This is a genomic window from Corallococcus exercitus, from assembly GCF_003611585.1.
Taxonomy (GTDB): Bacteria; Myxococcota; Myxococcia; order Myxococcales; family Myxococcaceae; genus Corallococcus; species Corallococcus exercitus.
Genome location: NZ_RAVW01000092.1, coordinates 12,419 through 27,107, shown reverse-complemented (window position 1 = coordinate 27,107; position 14,689 = coordinate 12,419). Strand labels below are relative to the sequence as shown.

The 14,689-nt window shown below is 68.1% G+C and carries 13 protein-coding genes; 10 read left to right on the top strand and 3 right to left on the bottom strand.

Features of this window, described 5'->3' with window-relative positions:
- Positions 1-231 precede the first annotated feature (231 nt).
- From D7W79_RS14105 to D7W79_RS14095, 3 genes are all read left to right on the top strand, one after another.
- Positions 232-960 carry a zinc ribbon domain-containing protein gene (locus D7W79_RS14105; protein ID WP_120525891.1) on the top strand — a complete coding sequence of 243 codons (729 nt, stop codon included), beginning with the start codon at positions 232-234 and terminating at the stop codon, positions 958-960.
- A gap of 29 nt (positions 961-989) precedes the next feature.
- Positions 990-1,640, top strand: coding sequence for a ribonuclease HI family protein (locus tag D7W79_RS14100; RefSeq protein ID WP_120525890.1), 651 nt, complete (start codon positions 990-992; stop codon positions 1,638-1,640).
- A gap of 92 nt (positions 1,641-1,732) precedes the next feature.
- Positions 1,733-2,632 (top strand): hypothetical protein, encoded by a 900-nt coding sequence (locus D7W79_RS14095; RefSeq protein WP_208729729.1) that lies wholly within the window; start codon positions 1,733-1,735, stop codon positions 2,630-2,632.
- Between the two features lie 125 nt (positions 2,633-2,757).
- Here D7W79_RS14095 and D7W79_RS46090 read toward each other — a convergent pair whose 3' ends face one another.
- Positions 2,758-2,886: a hypothetical protein gene (locus D7W79_RS46090; protein WP_369127235.1), complete on the bottom strand. Its 129-nt coding sequence runs from the start codon at positions 2,884-2,886 to the stop codon at positions 2,758-2,760.
- Between the two features lie 150 nt (positions 2,887-3,036).
- Between D7W79_RS46090 and D7W79_RS14090 the strand changes: the two genes are divergently transcribed.
- Positions 3,037-3,504, top strand: coding sequence for a hypothetical protein (locus tag D7W79_RS14090; protein ID WP_208729728.1), 468 nt, complete (start codon positions 3,037-3,039; stop codon positions 3,502-3,504).
- Between the two features lie 50 nt (positions 3,505-3,554).
- On the opposite strand, the gene D7W79_RS14085 is transcribed toward D7W79_RS14090, so the two are convergent.
- A complete protein-coding gene (locus D7W79_RS14085) occupies positions 3,555-4,463 on the bottom strand; it encodes an FHA domain-containing protein (RefSeq protein WP_120525889.1) in 909 nt (302 codons plus the stop codon).
- Between the two features lie 35 nt (positions 4,464-4,498).
- Here D7W79_RS14085 and D7W79_RS14080 point away from each other — a divergent pair, with 35 nt between their 5' ends.
- The 6 genes from D7W79_RS14080 to D7W79_RS14055 are packed head-to-tail and all read left to right on the top strand — an operon-like array spanning position 4,499 to position 10,758.
- Positions 4,499-5,692 (top strand): polyprenyl synthetase family protein, encoded by a 1,194-nt coding sequence (locus tag D7W79_RS14080; protein WP_120525888.1) that lies wholly within the window; start codon positions 4,499-4,501, stop codon positions 5,690-5,692.
- 8 nt (positions 5,693-5,700) lie between these two features.
- Positions 5,701-6,210, top strand: coding sequence for a hypothetical protein (locus D7W79_RS14075; protein ID WP_120525894.1), 510 nt, complete (start codon positions 5,701-5,703; stop codon positions 6,208-6,210).
- Complete coding sequence (locus tag D7W79_RS14070) at positions 6,194-6,490, top strand: hypothetical protein (RefSeq protein ID WP_120525887.1); 297 nt, start codon at positions 6,194-6,196, stop codon at positions 6,488-6,490. Before D7W79_RS14075 ends, D7W79_RS14070 begins: the two co-directional genes overlap by 17 nt.
- 18 nt (positions 6,491-6,508) lie before the next feature.
- Positions 6,509-7,567, top strand: a complete 1,059-nt coding sequence (locus tag D7W79_RS14065) for a hypothetical protein (protein ID WP_120525886.1) — start codon at positions 6,509-6,511, stop codon at positions 7,565-7,567.
- Positions 7,560-8,000: a sterol-binding-like protein gene (locus D7W79_RS14060; RefSeq protein ID WP_244221769.1), complete on the top strand. Its 441-nt coding sequence runs from the start codon at positions 7,560-7,562 to the stop codon at positions 7,998-8,000. The genes D7W79_RS14065 and D7W79_RS14060 overlap by 8 nt, the downstream gene beginning before the upstream one ends.
- Positions 7,993-10,758, top strand: coding sequence for an FAD-dependent oxidoreductase (locus D7W79_RS14055; protein ID WP_120525885.1), 2,766 nt, complete (start codon positions 7,993-7,995; stop codon positions 10,756-10,758). The genes D7W79_RS14060 and D7W79_RS14055 overlap by 8 nt, the downstream gene beginning before the upstream one ends.
- On the opposite strand, the gene D7W79_RS14050 is transcribed toward D7W79_RS14055, so the two are convergent.
- A complete protein-coding gene (locus D7W79_RS14050; RefSeq protein ID WP_244221768.1) occupies positions 10,737-14,669 on the bottom strand; it encodes a serine/threonine-protein kinase in 3,933 nt (1,310 codons plus the stop codon). The two genes, D7W79_RS14055 and D7W79_RS14050, sit on opposite strands and share 22 nt — an antisense overlap.
- Between the last annotated feature and the right edge of the window lie 20 nt (positions 14,670-14,689).

The following is a 14,689-nucleotide window of genomic DNA, read 5'->3' as shown; positions in this document are numbered from 1 at the left end:
ATTCACGGCAGGCCGTGGCGGCGAGGAGGAGCGCGGGGGCCAGGAGGGGGCGGAGGCGGAGGCTGGACACGGGTCCCGTCTAACGGGTGCGTGAAGCGGATTCAAACGCTCAAGGGGCAGGCGGGGAACACGGGGATGGACGCCTCCCCATTTACGCGTTGGAACCCCAGCACCCTTGTTGGTACAAGAGCCGAGCCGCACGTCGGTGCGGCCGTGTGGGAGGCAGCAAATTTGCGGGAGAAACTGAAGGCCCTGGCGGAGCTGCAGAAGGTGGACCTCGAGGTCGCCTCGCTCCGGAAGGCGGCGGATGTGCATCCCCGCCAGATTTCCGAGCTGGAGCGGGAGCTGGGGGTCGCGCGCAATGGCATCGAAGCCGAGCGGACACGCGTGGCCGACCTGGAGAAGCAGAAGGCCCTGCTCGAGCAGAACATCACGGACGAGAAGGACAAGGTGAAGAAGTGGGAGCAGCGCCTGTCCGACCAGCGCTCCACGCGTGAGTACTCGGCGCTCGCTCGCGAAATCGACATCGCGAAGAAGGGCATCCTCACCCAGTCCGAGGCGCTCACGGAGAAGGTGAAGGAGCTGGGCCAGGCTCGCGAGGCCATCAAGGGCAAGGAGGCGGACTACGCCACCAAGCAGCAGGGCCTGTCGGGCCGGATGACGGAGCTGCGCGGGAAGCTGGGCGAGTCCGAGTCCCAGGTGAAGGAGTTGGAGGGGCGCCGCGCGGAAGTCGCCGCGAACGTGGATGCCACCCTGCTCCGCCGCTACGAGGTCATCCGCAAGAAGAAGCTGCCCGCGATGGTGGGCGTGGTGGCCGGCACCTGCCAGGGCTGCAACATGAACCTGCCCCCGCAGATGTACAACATGCTGCGCACCTCGCTGGGCACCGACGTGTGCCCCTCGTGCAACCGCATCATCTTCGCCATCGAAGCGCTGCAGGAGAAGCCCGCCGAGAAGTAGCGGCGGTGCCTGCTTCGCTCCCCTCGCCCATGCCGCCCCCTTCGCTCGTCGACGTCCTCCGTCACATCGCTCGTGAGGAGCCGCTGACGGCGACGGTGCGCGCCTTTCGCGGGCTCACCCGCGAGCACCTGGGCCAGCTGCTGGACGAAGCCGCCGAGCAACTGGGCGGCGGTCCACGCGAGGCCGAGGCTCCCGCTTCGGAGCCCGCCCCGCTGACGGAGCCCGTCTCCACCGTGCCCAGCATCGAGGCCGTGGGCCCCGCGGCGGGTGGCGCGTTGAACCGCGTGCGCGTCTATTCGGACGGAGCGGCGCGAGGCAACCCGGGCCCTGCCGGCGCGGGAGCGGTGCTGATGAACACCGAGGGCGCGGTGGTGGCGCGCCTGGGCAAGTTCCTGGGGCACCAGACGAACAACTACGCCGAGTACATGGGTCTGCTCATCGGCCTGCAGCACGCGAAGAGCCTGGGTGCCCGCGAGGTGGAGGTTTTCGCGGACAGCGAGCTGCTCATCCGCCAGCTGGGTGGGCGCTACCAGGTGAAGAGCCCCACGCTGAAGCCCTTGTTCCAGGAGGCGCAGAAGCTGCTCGCGACCTTCGGCAAGGTGAAGCTCGCCCACGTCCCCCGCGCGCAGAACGCGGAGGCGGACGAGATGAGCAACCGCGCGATCGACGAGCGGCTGTAGCCCCGAGCGCGGGCCTCATTGAGCTGTATGTAATGGCCTGTAATGGATGCACGGTGAGGGTTTTGCCATTTTCCTCATCGAGGCCGTTCCTGGTGAACGAGTCCTCTCGTGAAAGCGAGACCCCAATGGCAACCCAATACACGATTTACCTGGTCAACAATGGCGCTTCCTCCAAGGTCTTCTGGGGATTCCTCCAGCCGCCGCAAGAACTGGCGGCGCAGTCAGGCGTGTTCGCCAATTCCAGTGCGAGTCTCGAAGTCGCCCCCAACGTCGGTCCCCAGGTGAACAAGTTTATCATTCCCGTCCAATACGTGGTCGGCGCCGGTGCCAGCAATAAGGCCATCGGGCTGCGCACCCAGGTGATCTCGGACTTCAGCCAGGACACCGAGCTGGGCCAGGGCTGGCTCGCCAACTACGCGACCGCGCCCCCGAACAAGGGGCCGCTCATCGAGAAGGGAGAAAATCCTAACGAGGGCAGCAAGATCCTGATCGCGTCCAACAAATTCAACCAGGAACAGAACGAGGCCAACAGCTGGTTCAGCAACATGAGCTTCGGGATCCAGACGTCCAGTGGCTACATGGGAATGACGTGGTCGCCCGCCCCGAACGAGAAGCGCACCCTCTCCCCGAAGCTGAACTTCTACGTGACCACCGGCTCGTTCGGCAGCAACCAACTGGCTGACTGGACCGACGTGAACTCCCAGGCCGCCAGCATCGGATTGAGGAATTTCGATTCCCGCCACGAAGTCACGGTGACACTGACGGGAACTGGTGAGTGGACCGTCACGCCAGGTCGTCCCACCAGCAATCTGGAGCAGGGCGCGCTGCACACCCTGATCCAGAGCCAGCTGCTGCTCGCCGAGGCCCACTCCAACCTGACCCGGCTGTTGGGTTCTGGCGCGATGGATACCGCCACCGTCCCCAGCAGCTCCAGCGGCGAGCAGTTGCGCGTGGCCGGCGCGAAGAACCAGCTCCTGACTCGCAATCCGTGACCGGTCCTAGCTGCATCCGCAATCAGGGATAGTGGCGGATCGAGGGGCCCTCCGTGATGCGGATGGGCCCCTTGGCGCAGCAGGCTCCCTCGGGCATGCCGGCGCACGTGCTGCTTCTGGAGGGCTCAACCAGGTTCAATGGGATTGAAGCCAGACGAGGACGGCGGCAGATACAGCACCTTGACGTCGTAGGTAGCGCACAGAACAGCCACAAGCGGAGCCTCGTGAGCAGGAAGGTTGTTGAGGACGAACACGTCGCCACGCTTGAGGTTCTGAAACGGCTGGCCAGCCCTCGGCGGCCGTGGAAACCGGAGCCCCCACGCGTAGCAACCCGGAGACGCAGCCGAAGTACTTTTCCATCAACCACATCATTCGATTCCGCTAAAGCCTCATCAGGAGTGGCAATGACGCACGTCATGCTGATGTCGACGGATGCAGATATCATTGGCACACCATTGAATTCCGCATGGGACCCGATTCTGGCGCGGTACACCTGGTCGCAGGTGGCCGCCTTGAATCTGGGCATCCCCAATCGCGCGACGATAGTCGTCATCGCGCATGGCAACGGAGATGAAATCGGAAACGCGCGACCGGGCACGGTGGACATCAGCCCGGAAAGCTTCCTCGTGCATATCCAAGCGAACATGGCGCAGGGGGGGACCCCAGCCGCGATCTACATCTCCACGTGTGCCTACGGCATCGCAGCGTTCGCGGCGCAAGTGCGGATCGCGGCGCAGAACAACCAGCTCTGGAACAACACCCGCATCTTCGGGCACTGGAACCCGGTGTTGGGTTCCGTTCCGGGTCCCAACACCAGTGACTGGATCCAGATCTTCCCAAGACGACGTCGCGTCCCAGCAGTGCACCCTTGAGCCGCTGAAGCCGACAGCGCAGGCTTTTCAAGAAATGCGCGCGGGTCAGACTACAGCGTAAAAACTTCCACGCTGCTCATCCCCAGCCGCACCTGTCCCGTGCCCGGGCGCCGCTCCACGACGCCCGCCGCATCCTGGATGCCCAGCGCGCCGAATTGCTTGCGCACCCGGTGGATGTCCACGTTCAGCTTGTTGGTGTCCGTGGCCAGCATCCGGCAGAGCTGCTCGCGGTCCACCCAGCCCTGCTCGGACTGTGCCAGGGCGTGCTCGGCGAGCCTCAGCCGCGCCAGCGTCGCCAACAGGTACTGCGAGGAGCGGGGAGGCAACATCCGCTCCCCCTCCCGCAGGCGCACCGCCACCTCCACATGCTCCTCGTCGCGGCTGACGCCGATGCGCAGGCGAACCTCCGCCAACGTGGGCGCATCCGCTTCCTCGAGTGTCTCCGTCGCCGCGAGGGGCAGCTCCACCACCCACTCCGAGCCGTTCAGCCACACCTTGTCCTGATCCTTCAGCCGGCGCCGCTCTTCTCCCAACTCCAACACCCACTGCCCGCCATCCAATGGGAAAAGGCTCGCCTGTGGCTCGTCGTCATCCGGCAGCACCAGCAATGAACCGGTCGCCACCCGCACCAGCCCGGTGCCCCCGTGTCGGGCCCGCGCCGCGGGAGGCCCCGCGTCCAGCAGCCGGAAGCCGATGCCACTCTTTCCCAGCAGGAAGTCCTGCCCCTGCCCCAGCTCCACCCGCTCGCCCGAGGCCAGCCGCCGCCCTTCGACGAGCGTGCCGTTGCGACTGCCCAGGTCCCTCAGCTCCCAGTGAGTGCCCACCCAGTGCAGGCTCGCGTGTTCACCGGAGACCCGGCCGTCCGGTAAATGGACATCACACGCAGGGTGACGTCCCAAGAGACAGCGTGTTCCCAGGGTGAATCGGCGCCCCTCATCCAACTGCTGCAATAGCCCCATCTGCTTCTCGAACCTCGCGGAACACCCACGGCCGCATGCTAGCTTCGCTCGTGGTGCAGGATCCATCCGGGACCAGGGAGCTGCTGGCGGGCTATCTCGACGAGTGCCGCTCGCTCGTGCTCGAGGAGCTCCGCCGGATCATTCCCGCCGAGCACCACCACGCGCCGTTCCTCTACCAGCTCATGCTGGACTACCCGCTGCGCGAGGCCAAGGGATTGAGGCCGGCGCTGTGCATCGCCACGTGCCGCGCGCTGGGAGGCACGCTGGAGGCGGCGCTGCGCCCGGCGGCCGTGCTCGAGCTGTATCACAATGCCTTTCTCATCCACGACGACATCGAGGACGAGTCATTGCTGCGCCGCGGCAGCCCCACATTGCACCGGGCGCACGGCATCCCCATCGCCATCAACGTGGGGGACGCCATGTTCGCCCTGTCGCTGCGGCCGTTGCTGGACAACATCGGCGCCGTGGGCCTGGGCCCCGCGCTGCGCATCCTCCAGGCCGTGGCGCGAATGACGCAGGAGTCCGTGGAAGGCCAGGCCCTCGAGCTCGACTGGATCCATCGCGGCGCGTGGACCCTCAGCGACGAGGACTACGTGCGGATGGTGGAGAAGAAGACGTGCTGGTACAGCTTCATCACCCCCATGGTGGTGGGCGCCATCGCGGCCCGGCAGGACGGGGAGCGCATCGAGCAGCTGGCCGCCTTTGCCCGCGGCCTCGGCATCGCCTTTCAGATCCAGGACGACGTGCTCAACCTGCGCGGCGAGGTGGGCGCGTATGGCAAGGAGATCGGCGGCGATCTCTGGGAGGGCAAGCGCACCCTGATGCTGCTGCACATGATGCGTCACGTGTCCGCCGAGGACCGGGCGGAAGCCGAGCGCATCCTCTCCCTGCCCCGCCCCTCCTCGGAGGCGGCACCAGAGCCCGCGGCGCTCGATGCGCAGCTGGACCGGCTCGTCGAGGAAGGCGAGCTGACGGTCGTGGGACGGCAGCGGCTGCGCGAGGCGCTGGGCGCGGCCCCTCGCCGTGCGCAGAAGACGCCCGAGCAGGTGCGCTTCCTGCTGTCGCTCATGGAGCGCCACGACAGCATCGGCCATGCCCAGCGCGTGGCTCGGGATTGGCTGCACAATGCCCAGCGGACCTTCGACGCGTGCCGCGCCTGGCTTCCCCCATCCACCCACCGCGACCTGCTGGAAGGCCTGACCGCCTACGTCCTCCTGCGAGCGAAGTGACATCCTCCATGGTGCCTCCCCCCGCCCCCCAGTCTTCTCTCTTCGACTTCATCCGCACCCAGGCGCTCCTCCACGAAGAGGCACATCGCATCCGGGAACTGCTGTTCGCGCAGCTGCTCGCGTCCGCTGCGCCCGGAGTCAGCGAATCGTTCCCGGCGGGCTCGCAGGAGGAGATGCTCCTGGGACTGCTGCGCCGGCTCCAGGTGCTGATGCTCAAGCACCCCATCGTCGTCCAGGCAGCCTTCTCCGCGCTCATCGCCGAGGGACGGCGCTTCGCCACGACTCCCGAGGGTGCCGCGTGGAAGTCCGCGCTCGCCTCCTCTCCATTGCTCCAGCAGGGCCGCCGCCTCTGGGATACCCTCTCCCTCAACATCCCCGAGGAAGACCCGGCCACCGTGCTGCCCTCCGCGTACATCGAGGCGCTCTTCCAGGCCATGGGCTCCGCCCGGTTGGAGGAGCTGCTGCGTCAGCTTCAAGACCTGCCGCGCCAGGGAGAGCCCCATGCCGCTGCTCGATGAGCCCTGGAGCGACTTCGCTGATCGCAACCCGGTCCTGCCCCTGCTGCTTGGCATGCTGTCGCTGTCCCAGCGAGTCAATCGCCTGCTGCCGGAGGCTCCCACTCCAGCCTCTTCCCTGCCCGCGCCGGAGGAGGATCGGCTCCTGCTGATGGTCCTCGGCCTCGTCTCCGCGCGCAGCACGTTCCTGATCGCGATGGAGGCCAGCCGCGCACCTGGGGAAGCCGCGCCTCCGCCCCCTGTCGCTCCCGACGCGCCCTCTCTCAGGGAGCTGCTGCGGTAGCCGCTACACCACCGGCCCATGTCCCCTTCCTCTCCTCCGCCAGAGCGCCTCGCGCGGCTGCTGACCGGCAACGATTACTTCCGGCGCTCGCCCTCGCGCATGGGCGGGCGGGGCGCGCACAAGGAATGGCAGCACTTCCTCGTGCATACCGAGGCAGCGCACCTGCTGATCAACTTCAGCCTGATTGACGAGGTGCGAGCCACGCAGGGCCGGCAGCCCGAGGTGGCACGCCTCATCGTCCTGGCTCGCGGCGAGGGCTGGGAAGGAGATGTGGAGCACTTCGAGGAGGCCGAGGTGGAGGTGACCGCAGGCCGCATCGACGCGCGTTTCGGCCACAACACCCTGCGCTTCATTGACGGCACCTACCGCTTGTCCATCGCGCTACGCGATTACCCTCTGGCCGCCGAGCTGGAGCTCGTCCCCGTGACGCTGCCGGCCATCTCCGTCAACCAGCCGCTCACCCTGGACCGGCGCCTGTCCTGGCTCTTCGTGCCCCGGCTGCTGGCGCGCGGCACGCTCCGGCTCGCGGGCCGCACCGTGCAGGTGAACGACGCCCCCGCCTACCATGATCACAACTGGGGCCACTTCCTCTGGGGCAATGACTTCTCATGGGAGTGGGGCTCGGTGCTTCCCTGGGACATGACCACCCCCTGGAGCCTGGTGCACGTGCGCATGGCGGACCGCGGCCGCTCGGTGGCCCGCTACCAGGGGCTCTTCCTCTGGCACGGCGGTGAGCCCTTGCGCGTGTTCCGCGACGAGGAGCTCCGCGTCCTCACCCGAGGCAGCTTCCGCAAGGCACGCCCCTTCTCCGTGCCTCGCGTCATGGCATTGCTGGCTCCGGGCGCCGCGGCGGACCTGCCCGAGACCCTGGAGATTGCCGCCCATGGAGGGGCGGACACGCTCGAGCTGTCCTTCCACCCGCAGGACTCCGCCCGCATCGTCACCCCCTCCGAGGAGCACCCCGAGCGGGTGACCATGATCCACGAGGTGCTGGGCCGGGTGACGGCACAGGGGCGCGTGCGTGGACACGCCGTGGCCATGGAGGGGACCGGTGTCTTCGAGTTCATCCGTGACTGAGGGCAGCGTGCAGACGCTGCTGGCCCGCTCCTTCGCGCTGCTGGCCCGCGAGCAGCCCCAGGCCCACGCGCGACTCCTGATGCCTTTGGCCGGCCTCGCTGTCGCGCTGAAGATCGACGCCGAGCACTTCACCGTCGCCTTCACCTCCGCGCAGGCCCACCTGCGCGCCGTGGATGGCCAGGAGTCCATCACCGTGGGCACCTCACGGCGGACCATCCTCGAGGTGCTCGATGACCGGCGCACGCTCACGGAGGCAGTGCTCTCCAACGCCGTCGAGGTGGTCGGCCCCCTGGAGCTGCTCCTTCGCGCGCATGAAGGTTTGATCCGCTACGTGCATGCGGCGGTCCGCTGTGCGGGTTTCCCGTCCCTGCTCCACCAGCTGCGCCTGACGTGCGCGGACAACCCTGAAAGAGAGACAGAGGCCCATGGCTGACACCGTCCCCCCCAGTCCCGCTGTCTCGGAGTCCAAGAAGCCTCTGGTCCATGTCTTTGGAGCTGGCATCGCGGGGCTGACCGCGGCCCACGAGCTGGCCCTCCGTGGCTTCAAGGTCCGCGTCTTCGAGCGCGACAGGGCCCTGGATGCACGCGGCACCCAGTCCCTGGCCATCGGAGGGCTGGCCCGCACCCAGTACTTCCAGCCCTCGAAGCCTGGGTCGATCACCTTCCAGTCAAAGAAGCCAGAGACCTCCGAAGCCGCAGGGCCCAACATCCGCAATCACCCCGACACCTCGACCTCGGTGAGCCTTGGACTCGACCAGGCCAGACCCTTTCCCTCACTCTGGCTGGAGTTCCAGGACAGGCCTGCGAAGAATTACAAGCCACAGCTCACCCAGCGCTCGCGCAACGACCTGCAATCAGCGCTCAAGAAGCTGACGCGAGAGAGCGTCCAGAAGCTCGGCCAATTTAGGATCCACATCCAACCTTTCTACGATCAGAGCCTGAGAAAGATTGAAGAGGTGTCGGTCGCCGGGGCGCCCGCGGACTCAGGCGATCCTCATGATGATAGGGCTCGCGCAACGAAACGGGCCGAGGTCGTCGCGAAGAAGGTGCTCAAGCAGCTCAACTGGGACCACATTCTCGGGCACCCGGTGGTGCGCTGTGAGGAGCCCCTGCCCGCGAACACGGAGCTGGGCCAGCCGCCCACGGCCAGGAACTGGGTGCGAGTCGTCCTGGAGCGCGTCATCCTCCCAGGCGAGCATGGGTACCGGTATTTCCCATCATATTACAGCCATGTCTTCGACACGATGCGGCGGATCCCCATCTACGACAACAATGCCTTGCCGACCGCCCGCACCACCTACGACAACCTTGTTGCGTTGCCGACCATTGGCATTGCCAGCGAGAAGGCACCGCCCTTCGTCACGACGTGGGGGCCCTACAGCTTCCCGAACTCCATCTCGCGCGAGTTGGTCGACCTGCTCAACCTGTCGGGTCTGGGCATCACCTCGAAGGACATCTTCCAGTTCTCGCTCCGGGTCCTGCGCTACATGCTCACCAGCCCCGAGCGCAGGAAGGAGGAATTCGAGAACGTCTCCTGGTGGGATTACATCCAAGGCCACGACCCGAAGGCATGCAGGCCTCTGTATTGCTACAGCAAGGCCTTCGCCGACCTGATTCAGTCCTCCGGGAGGGTGCTGGTAGCGCTGGACGGCATGTGGGCGGATGCACGGACGACGGGCAACACCTATGTCCAGCTCCTGACGGATGTCCTCGTCCCTACCGCGAATACCCACGCCACCCTGAATGGACCCACCAGCGCGGCCTGGTTCAGCCATTGGCATATGCACCTGCGCCGCCTGGGAGTCCAATTCATCCATGGAGAGCTCACAGGCTTCGAGCAGGCGGACCCATCGACCGGGAGACCCCCTCGCTACAAGCCCACCGTGCAGATCCACTCGGGTGAGCCCCCACCAGAGGGTGGCCCGGATGACTATTACGTCGTGGCCGTGGACGTCCTCGCGGCGGAGCAGGTCACCAAGAAACTGCCGCCCCTGGGCGTGCCTGCCAAGCTCCGGGGCTACACCACCCTGGTGCCCGCCAAGGCGGGAGAGCCTGGCACCATCCAGCGCGAGCCGACGCAGAAGCCCGGCATGTTTAGCTGGGATCGACTCCAGACGCTCTCCGGCATCCAGTACTTCTACACAACGGAGTTCAACCTCATCAATGGCTATCTCTACACCAGTGATGCGCCGTGGCGGCTCTCAGCGATCTGCAGCCCCGTTGCCTGGCAGCACCAGCCCATCCAGGAGAAGAGCCAGTATCAATCGATGCTCAGCGTCGACATCGGTGAATGGATGAAAGGCTCTCCGGCCACCGGGGGAAAGACGGCCTGGGAGTCCACGCCAGCGGAGCTGGAACAAGAGACCTCCAGGCAGCTCATCAAGGCTCTCGAGCAAAAGAAGCCTGGGCTCGCCTCGCCGGACTTCATCCCTCCCAAGCCCGCCTACATCCACATTGACGAAGGGCTCGTCTACGACGGGAGCAACCCAAAGCAGGCTCGCCTTGTCCGCAACAAGACGCCCTTCCTGTTACCCATCGTCTCCGACTGGAAGTACCGGCCGGGGCCTGATCCCTGGGACCTCACGAAGGATGTTCAACCCGACCCTATTTCCGACGGGGTCTGGCAGGCCACGCACGGTGGCTATTACGTGCACTGGGATCAGCTTGTCTTCGCGGGCACCTACAACAAGACCTTCACCCGTCTCACCACCATGGAGTCCGCCAACGAGTCGGCACGGCACGCTGTCAACGCCATCCTCGACCACTGCAACATGAAGAAACGCCGGCACTCCGCTTCACCGGTCGATCTCCAGGTCCAAGAGCAGTTCTTCGCCACCACGCCGTTGGGCGACTACTGCCGCATCTGGGACCCCGAGGCGAATGAGCTTCCGGATGTGATGCTCTTGCGGGAGTGGGACGCGATCAACTGTAACCACGGGCTGCCTCATCCCTGGGACCTCCTGGGCGTCGAGGTGCTCCCCTCCATGCTCTCTCATCTCTCGGCGGCATCACCGGCCTCCGCTACGTCCACGGATGCCTTTGCCCAGGTGGAGTCCCTGCTGCGTGGGCTGGGGACGCAGTCGGGCCATGGAGGCGGTGAGGGCCTCGTCGGGCTGCTGCGGCGCATCCGCACCCATTTGGAGGAGAGCCTGCGGCGCGGCGCCGCGGGTTACCGGCCTCCCACGTCTTGAGCGGTCCGGGGCCCGGGCGACAGTCCCAACCCGGGCACCATCGCCGCGGCCAGCGCGCCGGGCCGCACCACCTGGCGCGCCGCCATCCAATCCGAGGCTTGACGCCGCAGCGCCTCACCCTCATTGCCTCCCCGGAGGGCCCCCAGCGAGTAGCGCGCTGCTTCCCGGTACAGCGCCACGCCTTCGCGATCGAGGCCCGCCACCGCCTGCTCCAGTTCGCGGACCGCCGTGGCGCTGTCCCCGCTCAGCCGGGCCAGCCCTGCCCGCAGCAGGTGGCCCAGGGGGCGCGCACTGCCAATGGGGTCGCCCTCCATCACCCGGAGCTGCGCGCGGACATCGGCCAGCAGCGCCCGCCGGTTCCAGCGCGGATCCACGCGGTCAGGGGGAGACGTCCGCTCGTCCGGGAGGAACTCCGCCGCGGCCAGTGCCGCCCGGGCCCGCATGTGCCGCAGCCCCAGACCGGTGGCCCTCAGCGAGAGCATGAAGGAGGACTTCAGCGGCGCCCAGTGCTCCAGGACAGCCTTCCACGCGGGCCAGGGATCGCCCCGGTAGTGGGAGGCGTAGACGCAGGCGATCAGCTCCGCGTACTGCTGGCGCCGGTACGCGTTCTCCGGCCAGGTGGACGCCACCGGGGACTGCGCGGCCAGTGCATCGGCGGCGCGGGCCTGGGCCTCCTCGGCGCGGTCCTTCGCCAGCCACGCCAACACGGGCTCGCCAATCCAGGCCTCGCAGCGCGCGTGCACGTCGCCTCGCAGCGTCGCATCCCGGTCGAGCGCCTCCAGCCGCGCCGCCAGCGCGGGCAGCTCCCCCAGCATCGCCAGGGCGTGGTGGTGGAAGATGGCCACGCTCACCCGCTCCCAGGCCGTGCCCGGGCACTGCTCGCGGAAGAGCACGTCGGCGCGGTCGCAGGCCTCCGCCGCCTCGCGCCACCGGCCCAGGGTGTACGCCTGGTTCGCCACGGACATGAAGTACCAGGCCCGGTCGTAGGGGTCGCCCGTGCGCTCCATGAGCCGCCGCACCTGCTCCAGCAGCCCGCGGGCGTTGTTCTCCAGGAAGCGGCCGCCCACGTGGGACTCCATGGCGGCCTCGAAGCCCAGGGCCCGGCAGAGCGTGGAGGCGTCTCCGGCCTTCAGCGTGCGCAGCAGGTGCATCATGCGGAAGGCATCCGCCAGTGTGGGGTTCACCATGGACCAGCTGGTGGATGTGGCCCACAGCACCTCCATCCGGTGCCGCTCCTCGGGTGAGAGGGCGGGCCGGGCGGCGTCCACGTCCACCCGCCGCGCCAGGAAGACGACCCGGCGCCACGTGGCCGAGCCCATCGCCCCCAGGAAAGAGCCCGGCACGGGGATGCCGAGCGCCTCCAGCACCGAGCGCATCTCCCGCCATCCCTGGTTGAAGCGCCCGCTCTTCAGGTACTGCTCCGCGGCGCGCTGCTTCAACCCGCTCACGCGCGTGCCCTGAAGCTCTGCCCCCAGCGCCTCCGCGGACTCCAGGTAGCGTTGGGCCGCCTCGGGCGCGCGGCCCTGGTTGGCCAGCGCCTGGGCCAGCTTCTCCAGCAGCGAGGGGCGATCCGCGGACTCGCCCAGCAGCTCCAGCCCGCGCTGATAGAGCTCGGCGGAGCGGCCGAACGCGAGCGTCTGGGAGGCACGCTCGGCGGAGCGCACCGCGTACTCGCCCGCGCGCATCGGCTCGCCCGCGTCCTCCCAGTGCACGAGCAGCGCCTCGAAGTCCTCGGAGCCGCGCGCCGAGAGGGCCTCGGCGATGCCGCGGTGCCGGCCCACGCGCACATTGGCCGGGAGCGCTTCGAGCAGCGCCTCGCGGATGCGGTCGTGGTAGGCCGCGATGTCCACCTCGCCCTCCGCCGGAACCTCACGCAGCAGGTTGGAGTCTCGCAGCCAGGCCGATACAGCCCGACCTCCTTCGTCCAGCCCGGCGGCCCGCAGCGCCACGCTCCGCCCCAGCGGCCGGCCCGCGACGGCGGCCACTTCCAGCAGCGCGCGCTGCTCCGGAGAGAGCGAGCGGATCCGCTCCATCAAAAGCTGGGCCACATCCACCTGGGCCGGCAGCGGCAGTCCCTGACCCGCGTGCGCACCCACGTGGCGGGCCAGCTCGCAGGCGATGAAGGGGTTGCCTTCGGCATGGGAGATGACGGCCTCCACTTGAGAATCACTCCCGGAGGTCCGCGCGCCGAGCAGGGTCGAGACCAGCGCCGCCACCTCCTGCTCGCCCAGCGCTCCCAGTGGCAGCTCGCGCGTGGAGTCAGAGAGCGCTCCGGGAGGGGCCAGCTCCAACAGCCGGCGCAGCAGCGGGCTGCGGCTCCGGTCCTCGCTCCGCCACGAGAGCACCAGCAACATGCGCGGCGCGGGTGACCGCAGCAGCTCCTGGAAGAGCGGCGCCGAGTCGGCGTCTCCCCACTGCACGTCATCGATCCAGAGCACCAGCGGGCGCGAACGGCCGAGCCGCTCCAGCAGCTCGCGCAGGGCTTGGAAGCCCTGGTGCCGCAGCTCGGCGGGCTCCGGGAGCACCGCGGGGGTGGCGGCTTGCTGAAACGCCGCCAGCCTTCCCAGGACGGGGAAGAGGCGCGTCAGCGCGTAGGCCCGGGAAGGAACGAGCGCCGCAGCCTCGTCCACGGCGAGCGCGCCAAGCTGGCGGGCCAGCGAGTCGATCGCCGCGTCCATGGCCTTGTAGGGCACGCTCTCCTGTGGGTGGCACCGCCCCTGGAGCACCATGGGAGTGGGGGCCGGAGCGCGCCGGGCGAGGAACTCGCGCACCAGCGTGGACTTGCCCATCCCCGAGGGCCCATGGACATGCACCGTGATCAGCCGCTGCTGCTGGGAGACCTCCGCCAGCGCCTCCTCTAGCACCTGAAGCTCCCGGGCCCGACCCACGAACGGGGCGTGGCCCACGGACACCGTGGCGGCTGGGTGTGGCGCCGCACCGGCGGGCACCGGGGACAGCCGCGCGATGCACTCCTCGGCCGACGGGCGTCGCTTCGGATCCAGCGCCAGCAGTTCAAGAGCCAGCGCGGCCAGGTCCTCGGGAGCGTCCGGAGCTTGCGCGCGGACCGGAGGCGGCTCCTGGCTCACCTTCAACTCCAGCAAGCGCTCGGGCTCCGCCGCGAATGGAAACGCTCCGGTGAGCACCTGATACAGCATGGCTCCCACCGCGTAGAGGTCCGAGGTCGGGGTGACAGGCTCGCCCGTCACCTGCTCTGGCGCCATATAGGCCGGAGTTCCGACGCGCCGCTGGGCCGGAGTGCCCCCCTGGGCAGGCTGCTGCCGCTCCGTCGTGAGGCCGAAGTCGAGGAGCAGCACGCGCTCCTCCCGGGTAACGAGCACGTTCGAGGGCTTCACGTCCCGGTGCACGAGCCCCGCCTCGTGGAGCGCTCCCAGCCCTCGCAGCAGCTGCGTCAATCCCTCTCGCAGCCGCGGCCAGGCCTCTTCCCGGGAAGCCACCTCCGGCCCGCCGCTGCTCCGTACATGCACGGCGGAGGCAAGCTCCACGACCGGGACGCGCTCTTCCCCTCCTTCGAAGGTCTGCGACGGCGGCGCCCCACTGGCCAGGGAAGACCCCCATGTTTGGGGAATACCGCCGCCGAGTGCCAGCTCCCCCCGCGCCCAGCTCAGGAAATCGCCCCCCTCCACCAGCTCCATGGTGAAGAAGGGGACGCCGTCATCCACGAACAGCTCATGGAGCTGGAGCAGGTTGGGGTGGACGATGCCCGCACGGGTGCGGAACTCGCGCTTCAGCCGGTAGAGCGCCTCCGCGCCAGGCAGCCGCAGCGTCTTGAGCGCTACCTCGCGGCCCACCTCCCGATCCCGGACCCGGTACACCATGCCCGTGGCGCCTTGGCCCAGCGGTCCACACACCTCGAAACGGCTTGTCCCAGCGAAGCTCGAATGGCTCATCATGTTTGGCGCAGGAAGGGCAG

What these genes read in the sequence shown, in the direction of transcription:
- D7W79_RS14050 (WP_244221768.1), bottom strand. Translation starts at nt 14,669, where the DNA reads ATGATGAGCCATTCGAGCTTCGCTGGGACAAGCCGTTTCGAGGTGTGT.
- D7W79_RS14100 (WP_120525890.1), top strand. Translation starts at nt 990, where the DNA reads ATGCCGCCCCCTTCGCTCGTCGACGTCCTCCGTCACATCGCTCGTGAG.
- D7W79_RS14075 (WP_120525894.1), top strand. Translation starts at nt 5,701, where the DNA reads ATGGTGCCTCCCCCCGCCCCCCAGTCTTCTCTCTTCGACTTCATCCGC.
- D7W79_RS14080 (WP_120525888.1), top strand. Translation starts at nt 4,499, where the DNA reads ATGCTAGCTTCGCTCGTGGTGCAGGATCCATCCGGGACCAGGGAGCTG.
- D7W79_RS14090 (WP_208729728.1), top strand. Translation starts at nt 3,037, where the DNA reads ATGACGCACGTCATGCTGATGTCGACGGATGCAGATATCATTGGCACA.
- D7W79_RS14085 (WP_120525889.1), bottom strand. Translation starts at nt 4,463, where the DNA reads ATGGGGCTATTGCAGCAGTTGGATGAGGGGCGCCGATTCACCCTGGGA.
- D7W79_RS14055 (WP_120525885.1), top strand. Translation starts at nt 7,993, where the DNA reads ATGGCTGACACCGTCCCCCCCAGTCCCGCTGTCTCGGAGTCCAAGAAG.
- D7W79_RS14070 (WP_120525887.1), top strand. Translation starts at nt 6,194, where the DNA reads ATGCCGCTGCTCGATGAGCCCTGGAGCGACTTCGCTGATCGCAACCCG.
- D7W79_RS14065 (WP_120525886.1), top strand. Translation starts at nt 6,509, where the DNA reads ATGTCCCCTTCCTCTCCTCCGCCAGAGCGCCTCGCGCGGCTGCTGACC.